Source organism: Hymenobacter rubidus (assembly GCF_016734815.1).
Classification (GTDB): domain Bacteria; phylum Bacteroidota; class Bacteroidia; order Cytophagales; family Hymenobacteraceae; genus Hymenobacter; species Hymenobacter rubidus.
In genome coordinates this window covers 1-15,658 of the sequence record NZ_JAERQF010000042.1, presented here as the reverse complement: position 1 = coordinate 15,658, position 15,658 = coordinate 1, and the positions used below count along the sequence as shown (strand labels likewise).

14 protein-coding genes are annotated in these 15,658 nt (G+C 63.3%); 9 read left to right on the top strand and 5 right to left on the bottom strand.

Translation table 11 applies throughout. The features are described from left to right. Positions 1 to 45 precede the first annotated feature (45 nt). Positions 46 to 3,237 carry an efflux RND transporter permease subunit gene (locus JKL48_RS20305; protein WP_201986764.1) on the bottom strand — a complete coding sequence of 1,064 codons (3,192 nt, stop codon included), beginning with the start codon at positions 3,235 to 3,237 and terminating at the stop codon, positions 46 to 48. A gap of 157 nt (positions 3,238 to 3,394) precedes the next feature. After that, positions 3,395 to 4,480 (bottom strand): efflux RND transporter periplasmic adaptor subunit, encoded by a 1,086-nt coding sequence (locus JKL48_RS20300; RefSeq protein WP_201986761.1) that lies wholly within the window; start codon positions 4,478 to 4,480, stop codon positions 3,395 to 3,397. A 233-nt stretch (positions 4,481 to 4,713) separates the two neighbouring features. Between JKL48_RS20300 and JKL48_RS20295 the strand changes: the two genes are divergently transcribed. After that, positions 4,714 to 5,076, top strand: coding sequence for a hypothetical protein (locus tag JKL48_RS20295; RefSeq protein WP_201986759.1), 363 nt, complete (start codon positions 4,714 to 4,716; stop codon positions 5,074 to 5,076). After that, positions 5,073 to 5,579, top strand: coding sequence for a hypothetical protein (locus JKL48_RS20290; RefSeq protein WP_201986756.1), 507 nt, complete (start codon positions 5,073 to 5,075; stop codon positions 5,577 to 5,579). The genes JKL48_RS20295 and JKL48_RS20290 overlap by 4 nt, the downstream gene beginning before the upstream one ends. Here JKL48_RS20290 and JKL48_RS20285 read toward each other — a convergent pair. Continuing rightward, on the bottom strand, positions 5,516 to 6,208 hold the full coding sequence (locus tag JKL48_RS20285) for an HAD family hydrolase (protein ID WP_201986754.1): 693 nt from the start codon (positions 6,206 to 6,208) through the stop codon (positions 5,516 to 5,518). The two genes, JKL48_RS20290 and JKL48_RS20285, sit on opposite strands and share 64 nt — an antisense overlap. 170 nt (positions 6,209 to 6,378) lie before the next feature. Here JKL48_RS20285 and pafA point away from each other — a divergent pair, with 170 nt between their 5' ends. The 4 genes from pafA to JKL48_RS20265 all read left to right on the top strand — a co-directional run bounded on the left by pafA (position 6,379) and on the right by JKL48_RS20265 (position 10,525). Continuing rightward, complete coding sequence (pafA, locus tag JKL48_RS20280; RefSeq protein ID WP_236668946.1) at positions 6,379 to 8,094, top strand: alkaline phosphatase PafA; 1,716 nt, start codon at positions 6,379 to 6,381, stop codon at positions 8,092 to 8,094. Positions 8,095 to 8,288: 194 nt separating this feature from the next. Further along, positions 8,289 to 8,846: an inorganic diphosphatase gene (locus tag JKL48_RS20275; protein WP_201986752.1), complete on the top strand. Its 558-nt coding sequence runs from the start codon at positions 8,289 to 8,291 to the stop codon at positions 8,844 to 8,846. Between the two features lie 80 nt (positions 8,847 to 8,926). Continuing rightward, complete coding sequence (locus JKL48_RS20270) at positions 8,927 to 9,610, top strand: DUF6766 family protein (protein ID WP_201986750.1); 684 nt, start codon at positions 8,927 to 8,929, stop codon at positions 9,608 to 9,610. Between the two features lie 39 nt (positions 9,611 to 9,649). Beyond that, positions 9,650 to 10,525, top strand: coding sequence for a UbiA prenyltransferase family protein (locus JKL48_RS20265; RefSeq protein ID WP_201986748.1), 876 nt, complete (start codon positions 9,650 to 9,652; stop codon positions 10,523 to 10,525). A gap of 20 nt (positions 10,526 to 10,545) precedes the next feature. On the opposite strand, the gene JKL48_RS20260 is transcribed toward JKL48_RS20265, so the two are convergent. Beyond that, entirely contained in the window at positions 10,546 to 12,072 is a 1,527-nt protein-coding gene (locus tag JKL48_RS20260; RefSeq protein ID WP_201986746.1) for an NAD(P)H-hydrate dehydratase, read from the bottom strand. A gap of 35 nt (positions 12,073 to 12,107) precedes the next feature. On the opposite strand from JKL48_RS20260, the gene JKL48_RS20255 reads away from it, so the two are divergent. From JKL48_RS20255 to sdaAA, 3 genes are all read left to right on the top strand, one after another. Further along, complete coding sequence (locus JKL48_RS20255) at positions 12,108 to 12,647, top strand: RBBP9/YdeN family alpha/beta hydrolase (protein ID WP_201986744.1); 540 nt, start codon at positions 12,108 to 12,110, stop codon at positions 12,645 to 12,647. Positions 12,648 to 12,751: 104 nt separating this feature from the next. Next, positions 12,752 to 13,207: a peptide-methionine (R)-S-oxide reductase MsrB gene (msrB, locus tag JKL48_RS20250; RefSeq protein WP_201986741.1), complete on the top strand. Its 456-nt coding sequence runs from the start codon at positions 12,752 to 12,754 to the stop codon at positions 13,205 to 13,207. A 272-nt stretch (positions 13,208 to 13,479) separates the two neighbouring features. Beyond that, positions 13,480 to 14,382, top strand: a complete 903-nt coding sequence (sdaAA, locus tag JKL48_RS20245; protein ID WP_201986739.1) for an L-serine ammonia-lyase, iron-sulfur-dependent, subunit alpha — start codon at positions 13,480 to 13,482, stop codon at positions 14,380 to 14,382. Positions 14,383 to 14,443: 61 nt separating this feature from the next. Here the strand turns inward: sdaAA and JKL48_RS20240 are convergent. Beyond that, a partial coding sequence (locus JKL48_RS20240; protein ID WP_201986737.1) for a T9SS type A sorting domain-containing protein occupies positions 14,444 to 15,658 on the bottom strand: 1,215 nt, incomplete at its 5' end.

The window sequence follows — 15,658 nt, the reverse complement described above, 5'->3', positions numbered from 1 at the left end:
CAACGAGCGGGCGGGGGCAAGCCCCGCCCCTACATCGTTCAGACCTTAAGCATAAGGCTCCATTTCTTCCAGCGTCACGCGGGGCTCTACGCCTTCCAGGATGGGGGCTTCGTTTTCGTCGCGAATCAGTTTGTTATCGCCGGCCAGGGTGCCGAAGAAGTAGTACAGGCCGGGGATGATGATTACCCCGAACACGGTGCCGAACAGCATGCCGCCCAGGGCCGAGCTTCCAATGGTGCGGTTGCCGATGGCGCCGGCGCCGGTGGCCACCACCAGCGGAATCAGACCGGCAATGAAGGCGAACGAAGTCATCAGAATCGGGCGGAAACGGGTTTTGGCACCTTCGATTGCCGCGTCGCGGACGCTCATGCCTTCTTCGTGTTTCAGGGCCGCGAATTCTACGATAAGTACCGCGTTTTTACCCAGCAGACCTACCAGCATTACCAGACCAACCTGGGCGTAGATGTCGTTGGCCAGGCCGAACATCTTGATGAAGAGGAACGAGCCAAACACGCCCGCTACCAGCGAGAGAATAACGGCCAGCGGCAGCAGGAAGCTTTCGTACTGCGCGGCCAGCACCAGGTACACGAACACCAGCACGATGAGGAAAATCACGGTCGACTCGTTGCCGCGGCCCACTTCGTCTTTCGACAGGCCGCCCCAGTCGATGCCGTAGCCGTGGGGCAGGGTTTCGGCCACTTCCTGCACCGCCTTGATAGCCTCGCCCGAGCTGTAGCCCGGCGCGGCGCCGCCCCGGATGGAGCCGGTGGGGTACATGTTGTAGCGGTTGATTTCGTTGGCGCCCTGCGACTTCACGATTTTCATGAAGGCCGAAAACGGCACCATCTCGCCCTTGTCGTTCTTGGCCCACATGTTCAGGATGTCCTCCGGCAGCTTGCGGTACTCCGGCGAGGCCTGCACGAACACCTTGAAAAAGCGCTGGTACTTGATGAAGCCCAACTCGTAAGTCGAGCCCACCAGGATGCTCAGCGTGTTCATGGCGTTGCCGATGCTCACGCCCTTCTGCATGGCCAGCTCGTTGTCAATCTTGAGCTCGTACTGCGGGTAGTTGGCCGAGAAGAAGGTGAACACGCCCGCCAACTCCTTGCGCTTTTTCAGCTTGGCAATGAACTCGTTGTTCACCCGTTCCAGGGCCTTGTAGTCGCCGGTGCTGGTTTTGTCAAGCATCTGCAGCTGGAAACCACCCGCCGCGCCGTAGCCCGGCACTGCCGGCGGCTCGAAGAATTCGATGGTCGCGCCCGGAATTTCGTGGGCTTTCTTTTCCAGCGCCTCCACAATCTCGGCAATGGATTCTTTGCGCTCCGACCACGGCTTCAAGTCAATCAAACAAGTACCCGCGTTCGAGCCGCGGCCTTCGGTCAGTACTTCGTAGCCGGCCAGCGTCGAGATGTTGGCGATGCCGGGCACGTCCTTGGCCAGGTCGCGCAGGCGCTTCGATACGGCGTTGGTTTGCTCCAGCGTGGTGCCGGGCGGTGTCTGCACAATGGCGTAAATCAGGCCCTGGTCTTCGCTCGGAATAAAGCCGGCCGGCAACCCCGCCGAGATGGCCCAGATGCCCAGCCCGAAGGCCACCAGCATCACAAACGTCACAATGCGGTTGGCCACAATGCGCTGCAGCAGGCCCACATACGCATTCGTCAGCTTCTCAAAGCCGCGGTTGAACCAGTCGAAGAAGCGCTGCAGCGGCGTCTGCTTCTTGGGTTGGCCGTGGTGGTTTTTCAGAATCATGGCGCAAAGCACCGGCGTCAGGGTCAGGGCCACGAGGCCCGAAATCACGATGGCCGTGGCCATTGTAATGGAGAACTGGCGGTAGAAAATGCCCACCGGGCCGCTCATGAACGACACCGGAATGAACACGGCCGTCATCATGATGGTGATACCGATAATAGCGCCGCTGATTTCCCCAACGACTTGTCGGACTGCATTATATGGCGATAGATGCTGCTCGTCCATCTTGGCGTGCACCGCCTCAATCACCACAATGGCGTTGTCGACCACAATACCAATCGAAAGCACCAGCGCAAACAGCGTAATCATGTTGATGGTGAGGCCGAACGCCTGCATCGCAATGAACGAGCCCACCAGCGACACCGGCACGGCCAGCGCCGGAATCAGCGTCGAGCGCCAGTCGCCGAGGAAGATGAACACCACCAGCGCCACCAGAATAAAGGCATCGCGCAGGGTGTGAATCACGTTCTCAATCGAAGCGTCGAGGAAGTTCGACACGTCGTAGGTGATTTTGTAGTCCATGCCGGGCGGGAAGCTGCTCTTTTTTAGCTCTTCCAGCTTGGCTTTCACTTCTTTAATCACATCCGAAGCGTTCGAGCCGTAGGTCTGCTTCAGCACGATAGCGGCCGAAGGATACTGGTTCAGGTTGGAGTAGATGTCGTAGTATTCCGAGCCCAGCTCCACGTTGGCCACGTCCTTCAGGTGCAGGCTTTCCCCGTTCGGGTTGGCCCTCAGAATCACGTTCTTATACTGCTCCACGTCGTTGAAGCGGCCCTGGTAGCTCAGCACGTATTCCAGCGACTGCGCATTCTTGCCATCGGCCCGGCCGATACGGCCCGGCGAGCCAATCACGCTCTGCTCGTCCAGCGCCTTCATCACGTCGTCCACCGAGATGTTGTAGGCCCGCATGCGGTCGGGCTTCAGCCACACGCGCATGGCGTACTGCCGGCTACCCAGAATGCTGGCCCGGCCGATGCCGCCGAGGCGTTGCAGCTCGGGTATCATGTTCACGCCGGCGAAGTTGAACAGGTACTTCATGTCCGTGTTCTTGTCTTTCGAGTACAAGTTCACGTACATCAGCATGTTAGGCACCACGCGGTTCACAATCACGCCCTCGCGCTGCACAATCAGCGGCAGGCGGTTGAGTACCTGGGCAATGCGGGTGTTCACGTTCACCACCGCTTGGTCGGGGTTGGTGCCCAGGTTGAACACAATCTGAATGTTGGCCTCCCCGGCCGATACGGCGTCCGAGGTCATGTACTTCATGCCCGGCACCCCGTTCACGGCCTGTTCCAACGGAATCAGCACCGATTCGGTCAGCACTTTAGCGCTAGCGCCGGGGTAGGAGGCGCTCACCATCACTAGGGGCGGCGAAATCTCCGGAAACTGCGACGTCGGCAGCTGCATGATGGCCAGCCCGCCCATGAGCAGAATGGACACCGAAATAACAATGGCAAATACGGGCCTGCGAATGAATTTACTAAACATATTCTTCTGGCTGTGTGGATATTATGGGAAGGGCTCAGACGCAAAACCTCACCCCCTGACCCCCTCTCCAAAAGAGAGGGGGCACCGGTTATGCGCCGGCGTCAGGCTCCCCTCTCTTTTGGAGAGGGGCCGGGGGTGAGGTTTCGCGCCCTGACGCTTACTCGGCCGTCACCTTCAAATTCGAGAGAACCCCCTGCGGCGCCTTGTAGTCGTAGGTCACCTTGTCGCCGTCTTTCACTTTGCGCAGGCCTTCCAGCAGGATGCGGTCGTTGGGCGTGATGCCGGAGCCAATGATGTAGAGGTCAGGCATTTCGGAGGCGATGCTGACTTCGCGCTGGTGCACCACGTTATTTTTGTCGACCACGAAAACGTACTTCTTTTCGAGGATTTCGAAGGTGGCTTTCTGCGGGATGATGAGGGCGTGTTTCAGCGGCACGGTCATGAGCACGCTGCCGGTTTCGCCGTTGCGCAGCAGCCCGTCGGGGTTGGGGAAGGTGGCGCGGAAGGCGATATTACCGGTTTCGTTATTGAAGTCAGCCTCAATGGTTTGCACGATGCCGGTCTGGTCGAACACCTCGTTGTTGGCCATGCGCAGCTTCACGTGCGCGGCCTTGTCGTTCGACTTAGCGTGCTCCTTATAAGAGAGGTACTCGGCTTCGGGCACATTATAGTACACCCACATTTTGCTGTTGTCCGAAAGCGTGGTCAGCAAATCACCTTCATCTACAAGGCTGCCCAACCGGGCCTGGAAGTGGTCCATGATGCCGCTGAACGGGGCCTTCACCGTGGTGAATTGCAGGTGGGCCTGGGCCATCGATACGTCGGCGTTGGCCTTGTCGTACTTGGCCTGCGCCAGCGCCAGCTCGCTCTTCGACACGATGTTCTTGTCGGCCAGGTTCTTGGTGTTCTGGTATTCCATCTGCACGTAGTGCGCCTCGGCCTTCGACTTGTTCAGCTCGGCCTGGTACACGGTGGGCTTAATCTGGAACATGGTCTGGCCCTGCGCTACCTTCTGGCCTTCGTCCACAAAAATCTTCTCCAGGTAGCCCTTCTCCAGCGCCCGCAGCTCGATGCGCTGGTAGGAGTGAATCTGGGCCACGTACTCCTTCGTGATGGTGGTGTCCCTCTGCAAGGGGCTGGTGGCCACCAGTCTAATCTGCTCTTCGACTTGTTTTTTCTCTTCCTTGCAGCCGGTGGTGTAGCACAAAACGCCGCAGCTCAGCAGCATGAATACTCTTTTCATAAGAACCTGGGGTAACGTGACAAGCGGGGGGGATTGCATAGAAATTGTAGTTCAGGGAAATGCGCTGAGTGGCTGGCCTAACCCGCAATAGAAGAGGGAAACGGTGAATCAGGCGGGATTTCTGCGGTTAGGTGTAGTTGGCAAAACGGCTGAAACCGTGGCCAGGCCACGAAATCCATCTATTGGCCGGGAGTGCCTGACGGGGCGATACATATTTTGCAGGGGCTTCGCTCATGCAGCAGAAAGCCATTGGTTACCGGCGGCAATGCCGGTGCCAATCCAAGCCGGGAGAGGCAACATCGAGGGTGGGAGGGGCGATGCTGCGCGGCTTGCGTCGGGGGTTGACAGTACAAATCTGCCCCCACCGGCATGAAGCGGAAATGAAGCTTTTTTGCAATGTTTTTAATTTTTCTGTCCGCATCTGCCGCGCCCACAGGCACTTTGGGGATGGGAATCAGGCAGTGGATGATGAATTTTCTGCCGGGTTATGCTGGGAGAAGTGGAAGCCAGCAACGAAATATCATGAAGCTGTTGAGCAATTCGCCGGGCTAAAAAAAGAATTGGTCGGGGTGCCTTCGGGGCTGGGCAGCAGGTGAGCATAGGCATCATCAGTAGCCTGGCCGTGGCCGGTGTAGATGCCGACGGCGACCTCGACCTGCTAGCGGCCAACTCCAACAACGGCGTGGCCAGTACGATGAGGGGGGCTCAACAATTGCCTGGGGGCTTTGGGCGCCAGCCAACTGGTGAATACCGGGCCCAACCCCCTGGCCTGGTGCTGGGCAGTATGGCTGCCGAGGGTGACCTTGACCTGCTGACCAGCAAGGGCCTGGGCAATTCGGTGAGTGTGCGCTTCAACGGCGGCACGGGCCCGCTGCCCCAACCCCGCCACCGGCTGAGTGCAGCTCATCGCGCCGCTCGCTGCCACGAGCGCCGAACTGCTCGACGCACTGGGCTCTCAGCCCGACAAGCCGCAGGCCAGTCGTTCAACTTCAACGTCAGAGCCTGCTGTGTTGCGGGCCGCGCCGGGAGGGGACTTCAACCGGGCCTTTTTTGCGGCTGGGGTGTTTCGGGCTGGGTGGCCAGCAGCGCCAGCAGATGAGCGGGGCTGATTTCGGTGAAGTCCTTGATGACGGTGAGCGGGGCCTGAAAGTCTTTCGCTTTGAGGGTGGTGGCCACGGCCACACAGCGCATTCCGGCGCGATAGGCGGCCTGCTCGCCCAGCAAGGCATCTTCGAACACGATGCAGCGCTCGGGCTGCACACCCAGCTTGGCGGCCGTGAGGGTGTAGGTGTCGGGGCTGGGCTTGCCTTTGGGCACGTCGTCTTTGCCGATGATGGCATCGAAATAGCGGCGCAGGTCGAGGTGGTCGAGGATGTAGCTGAGGGTGGAGCCGCCCGAGCCGGTGCCCAGCCCGATTTTAAAGCCCTCGGCGCGGGCGGCTTTCAGAAACGCGGTGAGGCCCGGCAGCTCCCGCCGCTTGCTCCAGTACAGCGTGCGGTAGAGGAACTCGCGCTGCTCGGCGTAAATTTCAAGTTGCTTCTGGGGGATGGGATGGCGAAAAACGCCTTGAATAATCTCGCCGGCCGGCATGCCGTTGAGGCGCCTGAGGAGCTGGCGGGCGTTGGTGGTCAGGCCGAGGTCGCGGAACAGCAGCTGGAAGGCGCGGGCCTGCACGGGCGTGTTGTCGACAAGCACGCCGTCCATATCGAAGATGAGGGCTGGTTTCAATGGGGGGATGGGTAGAAGGTCATGCAGCGCGGAGCGAAGCATCTCGCGTGCTGCAATATTTCCTTCGGATGGTGATTGGGTTATTATCACAAGCGAGTTGCTTCGCTCCGCTCTGTATGACCCCGCCACCGGGGTATCTTTGCGCCTTGTGTAGCCTTACCTGTTTTTGCTTGAAAAAGATATTGCCCTTCACCATGGTGGCCCTGCTCGCCATGCCTACCCTTGCTCAGAAGTCCGGTAAGCCCCTGCTGCGTCCCAGGCTGGTGGTGGGCATTGTGGTGGACCAGATGCGCTACGACTACCTCTACCGCTACTGGAGCAAGTACCCGGCCGGTGGCTTCCGGCGCCTGCTGGGCGAGGGCTTTAGCTACGAAAGCTGCCACTACAACTACGTGCCCACCTACACCGGCCCCGGCCACGCCAGCGTCTACACCGGCACCACGCCGGCCGTGCACGGCATCATCGGCAACAACTGGTGGGTGCGCGAGGAAGGCCGCGAAACCTACGTGACCGAGGACAAAACCGTGCAGCCCGTGGGCGGCGCCCTGGCGGCGGGCCAGATGTCGCCGCGCCACCTGCTCAGCACCACCATCACCGACGAGCTGCGGCTGGCCACGAACTTCCAGGCCAAAACCATTGGCGTGAGCATGAAGGACCGGGGCAGCATCCTGCCGGCCGGCCACGCGGCGAATGCCGCCTACTGGTACGACGGCACCAACGGCGCCTTTGTGAGCAGCACGTTTTACCAAGCCGCCCTGCCCGAGTGGGTGGCCCGGTTCAACGCCGCCGGCCACGCCGCCGCTTACCTGGCCCAGCCCTGGAACACGCTGCTGCCCATTGGCGAGTACACCGAAAGCTCGGCCGATGACGTGCCCTGGGAAGCCGCGTTCAAGGGCGAAACCAACCCCGTGTTTCCGCACGACCTGCCCACGCTTTCGGCCGGGGCTCCTGCCGCGGTAACGCCGGCGCTGAAAAACTCCGGCGAAACCAAGGCCGTGCCCGCGCCCACCCAAAACCTCGACCTCATCCGCAGCACGCCCTTCGGCAACAGCCTCACCACCGATTTCGCCCTCGAAACCCTGCGCCAGGAGCAAATGGGCCAGCGCGGCATCACCGATTTCCTGGCCCTGAGCTACAGCTGCACCGACTACGTGGGCCACCAGTTCGGCCCCAATTCCATCGAAGCCGAAGATACCTACCTGCGCCTCGACCGCGAGCTGGCCCGCCTGTTCGACGCGCTGGATAAGCAAGTGGGCAAGGGCCAGGCCCTCGTGTTTCTCACCGCCGACCACGCCGCCGCCCACGCCGTGGGTTTTGCCCAGGCCCACCGCCTGCCCAGCGGCGGCGTGGGCCCGTCCGTCATCCGCGACTCGGTGCAGCACGCCCTGGTGCGGCAGTACGGGGCCGGCCAGTGGGTGCTCAGCTACGAAAACCAGCAGGTGTACCTCAACCGCCCGCTGCTCAAAAAGAAAAACATCGACCTCGGCAAAGCGCAGCAGGATGTGGCCGCCGCCCTGCTCACGCTGCCCGGCGTGACGCAGGCCCTCACCGCCCTCGATTTGCAGCGCGCCCACTGGAGCGAGGGCCTGGGCATGTACCAGGAAAACGGTTTCTACGCCCCGCGCTCCGGCGACGTGCTCACCGTGCTGGCCCCCGGCTGGCTCGAGGCCTACGCCTTTCCCGTGGTGAAGGGCACCACCCACGGCTCCAGCGGGGCCTACGATACGCACGTGCCGCTGCTGTTCTGGGGCTGGGGCGTAAAGCGCGGGCAGTCGTCGGCCGCCGTGCGCATCGTGGACATTGCGCCCACCCTTGCGCAGTTTCTGCACATTCAGGAGCCCAGCGGCTGCTCGGGGGTGCCGCTGCGCGAGGTGCTGGGCCGGTAGCTAGTAGCGCGAACTTTGTAGTTCGCGTTCCTGCGCCGTCTCTGCGCCGTCTCTGCGCCGTCCGGGTGCCGTTATGGTACGCGAACTACAAAGTTCGCGCTACTAACTATCGCCCGGCTTTTAGTACCAAACTCCCCAACTGCCTTGTATTTTTGACCCCCAACTGCCAGATAGGCACTTGTTTTATTTTTTATATGACCCATTTTAACCCCTGGCACGATGTATCGCGCGGCGACGAAACGCCCACCATCGTGCAATCCATCATCGAAATCCCCAAAGGCAGCAAGGGCAAGTACGAGCTCGACAAAGACAGCGGCCTGCTGAAGCTCGACCGCGTGCTGTTCTCGGCCGTGCACTACCCCGCCGCCTACGGCTTTATCCCCCAAACCTATTGCGACGACAAGGACCCGCTGGATATTCTGGTGCTCTGCTCGGTCGACATCGTGCCCATGTGCCTAGTAGAGGCCAAGGTTATCGGCGTGATGCAGATGGTGGACCAGGACGAGGAGGACGATAAAATCATTGCCGTGGCTGCCCACGACATCTCCGTGAACCACTACAACGACATCTCCGACCTGCCCCCGCACACGCTGCTCGAAATGCGCCGCTTCTTTGAAGACTACAAGGCTCTGGAGCACAACAAGCACGTGGTGGTGGAGCGCTTCATGGGCCGCGAAGACGCCTACCGCATCATCAACGACAGCGTGACGCTGTACGAAAAGACCTTCGGCAAGGAAGCCGTGCTAAAATAGTCGTTTGGCGATGAGGCCGTGCCGGACAGTAGGGCCGGCCGAAGCGGCTCATTCGCCCGTCATTTCCGTAAAGGCGAAGCATGACCATTCAGCGTCCTGCTTCGCCTTTTTGGCGTTTTTTATACGAAAACAGCTTGCTGCTCGTCATTGCCGGGCTGGTGCTGCTCTCGCTGGCCGGGCAGTTCGTGACCGGCTGGCACGAATACAACGACGACCTGAAGGAAATGGGCCTGGCCGCGCTTACGGCCACGCAGTACTTCCGCTCCGGCCACTTCCTGGAAGCCACGTTCGAGAACTGGGAAAGCGAGTTCCTGCAAATGGCGCTGTACGTGCTGCTCACGGTGTGGCTGCGGCAGCGCGGTTCCTCCGAGTCGAAAAAGCTGTACGAAGAAGAGGAAGTAGATGCCGAGCCTGACACGTCCAAAAAGGACGCGCCCTGGCCTGTTCGGCAAGGTGGCTGGGTGCTGGTCTTGTATAGAAACTCCCTCAGCATTGCCTTTTTCGTGCTGTTTCTGGCCTCGGTTTGGCTGCACGCCAAGGGTGGGGCCGAGGTGTTCAGCATTGAGCAGGTGCACGACGGCAAGGCCCCCAGCAGTACGTTGGAGTACATGGGCACGTCGCGGTTCTGGTTTGAGTCGTTGCAGAACTGGCAAAGCGAGTTTCTCAGCATCCTGAGCATTGTGGGGCTCAGCATTTTCCTGCGCCAGCACGGCTCGCCCGAAAGCAAGCCCGTGGATGCCTCCCACGCCGAAACCGGCAAATAGCGTGGCCCACATTCCCGCCGCTGGCGCTACTTTCGCCCAATGCCCGGCCGCCCCGAAACCTTGTCCGCAGCGCCCCGTCCGTCCCTGTTGAGGCGCGGGCTCGATGCTCTGCTTTACAGCAGCGGGTGGCTGGCCGGGGCCGCCGCCGCCCAAACGGCGGCCACCTTCCGGCAGGGCCCGGCGGCCGGCGCGGTGGGCTATCGGGTGGTGGCGCTGGTGTTTGCCGCCACTTTGCTCGTCTACAACCTCGACGCGGTGCTGCCTTTCAAGCACCGGCAGCCGGCCGGCACTTCGGGGCGCAAGGCCTGGCAGCAGCGGCACCGGCGGGGGCTGGCGGGGCTGGCGGCGGGCTCGGCGGCGGTGGCCGGGGTGCTGTTTCTGGCCGATGGCTGGTGGCGCTACCTGCCCGCCCTGCTGCCACTGGCGGCGCTGGCGCTGCTCTACTCCTGGCCGCTGGGCCGCTGGCGCGGGCAGCGCCGCGCCTTGCGGGAAGTGCCCTTGCTCAAGATATTTCTGATTGCGGGCGTGTGGTCGGCCATCACGGTGGGGCTGCCCACGCTGGCCCGGCACCGCCCCCTGGCCGAAGCCACCGCCCTGCTGGCCCAGCGGTTTTGCCTGGTGCTGTCCTTGGCCATTGTGTTTGATGTCCGCGACCTGAGCCGCGACCGGGCGGCGGGCACCCGCACTTTCCCGGTGGTGCTGGGGGCGGCCGGGGCCAAGGCGGTGGCGCTGGCGTTTCTGGCCGGGGCCATGCTGCTGGGCCTGGAGCGCGGCGTGCCGCATGTGGGGCTGGCGCTCACCGGGCTATCGGCAGCCTCGGTCATCCTGCTGGCCCAAGAATACCGGAGCGACTACTTTTTTGCCCTGTTGGCCGATGGGGTGCTGCTGGTGCCAGCCGCGCTGTATTTTCTGTAGGGGCGGTGCCTGCCCCGTCCCTACAATTCAGCCAAAGCTGGCCCGATGTGCCGCACAATATCCCCCGCCACCAGCCCGGCCTGCCCGGTTTGCGCGGCAGCCAGGTCGCCGGCGTGGCCGTGGGCATACACGCCCAGCCGCACGGCTTCGAAGGCGGGGAGCTGGGCGTGGGCGCGCAGGGCCAGCAGCACACCGGTGAGCACGTCGCCGCTGCCGCCGGTGGCCATGCCGGCGTTGCCGGTGCTGTTGAAGTGCAGGTCGCCGGTGGGGGTGGCCAAGCAGGTATAGGCTCCTTTGAGCACCACCAGGCAGCGGTATTGGCGGGCGAAGTCGCGCAGCAGGTCCAGGCGGTGGTAGTCGTCGCGGGCCGGCTCGGTGAGGCGCTCAAATTCTTTGGGGTGGGGCGTGAGCACCGTGTTTTCGGGCAGCAGCTTCAGGAGCTCGCGGTGCTGGCCCAGCAGGTTCAGCGCGTCGGCATCGACGACCAGCGGCAGGGGGTGCGGGCGCTTTGCAATGGGCTCGGTTGCGGCTTTTAGCAGCTTGCGCAGCACCGACAGGCTAGCCGCATGCTGCCCCAGCCCCGGTCCGATGCCCACGGCCTGGTACGGTGTCAAAGCCGGCAATTCGCTGATAAAATCGGCTTCCTTATCAGTCAGGCACATGGCTTCGGGCTGGCTGGTTTGGAAGATGTCGTAGCCGCAGCCCGGAATGTGGGCCGTGAGCAGGCCCACGCCGCTGCGCAGGCAGGCCCCCGCCGAAAGCACGGCCGCGCCCATCTTGCCCCGGCTGCCGGCCAGCAGCAGCGCGTGCCCAAACGTGCCCTTGTGGCTGAACTTGGGGCGGGCCGGCAGGGTCCCGGCCACCGTGGCGGCGTCGGTGTAGTGCCACGAAGTAGGAGCGTCGGCAATGAATTGGGCACTCAGGCCGACGTCTTCCACCTGCCATTCGCCCACGAATTCGGCGTTTTGCGGCAGCAGAAAAGCCAGCTTGGGCAGCCCGAAGCTGACGGTGTGCCGGGCGTGCACCACCGGGCTATCGGCCGGCTGAGGAGCATCGGCAAACAGGCCGCTGGGCAGGTCCACGGCAATAACGCGGGCATTGGCTTCGTTCAGGTGCTGCACCACGGCGGCCGCCACCCCCGCCAGCGGCTGGCTCAGCCCGGTACCAAACAGCGCGTCGATGACCACGCTGCCGGCGGCTAGGTCCGGCAGCGTGGTGGGGGCCAGGTCGGCAACAGGCACGGCTTTGGGGAGCCGCTGGCGGTTGTAGGTCCAGTCGGGCGAGTGTTGCGCGGCCGGCAGCAGGGCCACGCACACCGCGTAGCCGGCTTGCAGCAGCAGCCGGGCAATGGCCAGGCCGTCGCCGCCGTTGTTGCCGGGGCCGCATAATACCATGATTTCGCCAGCTTCCGCAGTGCTGAAGCGACTAGAGAACCACCGGGCAAACGCTTGGGCGGCGCGCTCCATCAGCTCCACCGAAAGGAGGTGTTGCTCGGCGATGGTGGCTTGGTCGAGCTGGCGGGTCTGGGCGGCGGACAAGATTTTCATAGCGGATGGAAAGGGCGGGAAAGCTACTTTTGAGTATGCAAGAAACAACCCGCGTCTTCATCGTGCCCGGCATGGGCAACTCCGGCCCCGGCCATTGGCAAACCTATTTCGAACGCTTGAATCCTGATTTTACGCGCATCGAGCAGCGCGAGTGGCAACGGCCCGACCGGCAGGAATGGGTCGACACCCTGGAGCAGGCCCTGACCGGCGAAGACCTGAACCGGGTGGTGCTGGTAGCCCACAGCCTGGGGTGCGTCACCATTGCGCACTGGGTTGAGCAGTACGGCCGCCGCATCAAAGGGGCCCTGCTGGTGGCGCCGCCCGACGCCGATACGCCCCGTTTTGCAGCGTATGGCATCGAGGGGTTTGGGCCCATGCCCATGAAGCGGCTGCCCTTCCCCAGCATCGTGGTAGCGAGCCAGAAAGACGACTGGACAACCTCCGCCCGCTACCAGCAGATTGCCGCCGCCTGGGGCAGCGAGCTGGTTGACATCGGCGAGGCCGGCCACATCAACACCTACAGCGGCTACGGCGAGTGGCCGGCCGGGCTGGCGTTGCTGCAGGGGCTGCTGTAAGGACGGCCGCGGGGCGGCGTCTATCCTTCGCCAACGGTTAAACCTCCCGGCTCCGGTCGCGTTTAGCTTATTCCTCGCTAGTTTCTTCCATTTACCTTTCCGATATGCAAACCTGGAACGACGTCATCCGCCTCGCCAACCACCCCACTCCCGCGCCCCACCGCGTGGAGAAAACGCCCGCTGAGTGGCGGGCCCAGCTCACGCCCGAGCAGTACCACGTCACCCGCGAGCACGGCACCGAGCGCGCTTTCACCGGCGAGTATTGCGAAGCCCACGAGGCCGGCCTCTACGCCTGCGTGTGCTGCGGCACCCCGCTCTACGACTCGCGCACCAAGTTCGAGTCGGGCACCGGCTGGCCCTCGTTCACGCAGCCCGTCGATGAAAGCGCCATTCGCTACAAGAAGGACACCAGCTACGGCATGGTGCGCGTGGAGGTGCTCTGCAACGTGTGCGACGCCCACCAGGGCCATGTGTTCCCCGATGGCCCGGCGCCCAGTGGCCTGCGTCTGTGCATCAATTCGGCCAGCATCAAGCTGGTGACGGAAAGCGCGCCGGTCTAGAGCGGTTTCTGCATCAGTGTATAGTCCGGAGCAACAGCAGTAGCGCGAACTTTGTAGTTCGCGTACCCGAACGACACCCGGACGGCGCGGGGTACGCGAACTACAAAGTTCGCGCTACTATATAGCGACCCCGAAACCGCTCTAAGCTGCACGGGCCGAATTGGAAATTCGGGGTACTCGTTCTGCAATCCCGTAGCTTTAAGCCCTGGTCAAAGACACCTTTGGCCGGGGCTTTACGTTTACTCTTCCCCGTCGTCTCCTTCCCACCCACCATGTCGCTCCTCTTCACCGATTTTGCCTCCTGGCAAGCGCACTGCGCCAGCACCGGCCAGCCGCTTCACCAACCCGTGCTCGACTACGAAATTGAGCAGAAGGGCCGTACCGAGGACGAAATCTGGGCCGGCCTGCAACGGGCCTACGACGTGATGCGCGACGCCGTGAAGGAAGGCCTGACCGGCGACATGACCTCGCGCTCGGGCATGATAAACAACGGGGCCAAGAAAATTGCCGCCTCCCCCGTCACCGTCCTCTCGCCCGAGTTCAAGCAACTCATCACCCGCGCCCTGGGGGCCAAGGAGGTGAACTCCTGCATGGGCCGCGTGGTGGCCGCGCCCACGGCCGGCGCCTCCGGCATCCTGCCCGGCGTGCTGGTCACGCTTCAGGACTTGCACAAGTTAACCGACCGCCAGGTTCTGGAAGGCCTGCTCGTGGCGGCCGGCATCGCCCTCATCATCGAGCAGAATGCTTCCCTGGCCGGCGCCGTGGGCGGCTGCCAGGCCGAAACCGGCTCGGCGGCGGCCATGGGCAGCGGCGCCATTGTGTACTGCCTGGGCGGGCCCGTGGAGCAGGTGTTTGCCGCCGTGGCCGTCACCATTCAGTGCATGCTGGGGCTGATATGCGACCCCGTGGCCGGGCTGGTGGAGGTACCCTGCGTGGTGCGCAACGCCTCAGCCGCCGCCATCGCCTTCAGCTCGGCCCAGATTGCCATTGCGGGCATCGACCCGGTGATTCCCGTTGACCAGTGCGTGGCCGCCCTCGGCGAAGTGGGCCAGTCCATGGAAACCCGCTACAAGGAAACGGCCCTCGGCGGCCTGGCCGCCACCAAGCGCGGCAAGGAAATCGAGAACCTGGTGCTGGTGCAGGACGTGAATATTTTGCCCGACACGGAAGTCTAAACTATCCTAAAAACAAAAAGCCCCGCTGGCATCGCCAGCGGGGCTTTTTAGTGGGCAAGCGCTACTCGCGCACGATGCGGCGGATATCCGTTCCGCCGTTGGAGGTGGCGCGCATGAGGTAGACGCCGGTCGCCTGGCCCGAGAGGTCGAGCTGGGTTTCGGTCTGCCCGGCGGCCACCTGTTTGGTGAGCACAACCCGGCCCAGGGCGTCGAACACGGTCAGCTGCACGGCGTTGGTGTAGCCGCTGAGCTGGAGCGTGAGCTTGCCGTCTGTGGTCGGGTTGGGGAACAGGCGCAACGACGCGCCGGCCAGCGGCTTAGCCGAGGCCGTTACCGTTGCAGGGGCAGAAGCCGCCGACTGACAACCGGTAGCCGTGTTGGTAAAGCGCACGGTGTAGGACCCCGGAGCTGTGGCGCCGTTGGCCGTGTAGGTCTGGCCAGTCGCGCCAGGAATGGGCGTGGTGCCGCCCAGGTACCACTGGTAGGTGGTGCCGGCCGGAGCCACGCTGCTGGTGAGCAGGGCCGTGCCGGGGGCGGGGTAGCTCACGGTGACGGTCGGGGTGGCGGGCAGGGCGTTGATGGTGACCGTGGCCGTGGCCGTGACCGCAGCGCAGCCGTTGGCGGCCGCGATGGTGTTGGTCACGGTGTAGGTGCCGGCCGTGGAGGTCGAGGGCGAGATAACGCCGGTCGTGGCGTTAATGGTCAGGCCCGTGGTGGAAGTAAACGTGCCGGCCGTGGCGCCCGCGCCGAGCGTGGGCGTCACCGTGGCGGTTTGCCCGGCGCAGATGGTCGTGGCCGGGTAGGTGAAGGCGGCCACCGGCGCTGCCGTGATGGTCACGGTCGAAGTGGCCGTGACGGCGGCGCAGCCGTTGGCGGCTGCCACCGTGTTGGTCACGGTGTAGGTGCCGGGCGTGGACGAAGCCAGCGTAATGGCGCCGGTCGTGGCGTTAATGGTCAGGCCCGTGGTCGAGCTAAACGTGCCGGCCGAAGCCCCCGCGCCCAGCACCACGCTGGGGTTGGTGGTGCCGCTCACGCAGTAAGTAGCAGCAGTGCCGTAGCTGAAGCTGGCTACCGGCGCCGCTGTGATGGTCACCGTGGTGGTGGCCGAACTGCCGCACGCGCCCGTCACCGTGTTGGTCACGGTGTAGGTGCCGGGCGTGGACGAAGCCAGCGTAATGGCGCCCGTCGTGGCGTTCAGCGTCAGGCCCGTGGTCGAGCTAAACGTGCCGGCCGAAGCCCCCGCGCCCAGCACCACGCTGGGGTTGGTGGTGCCGCT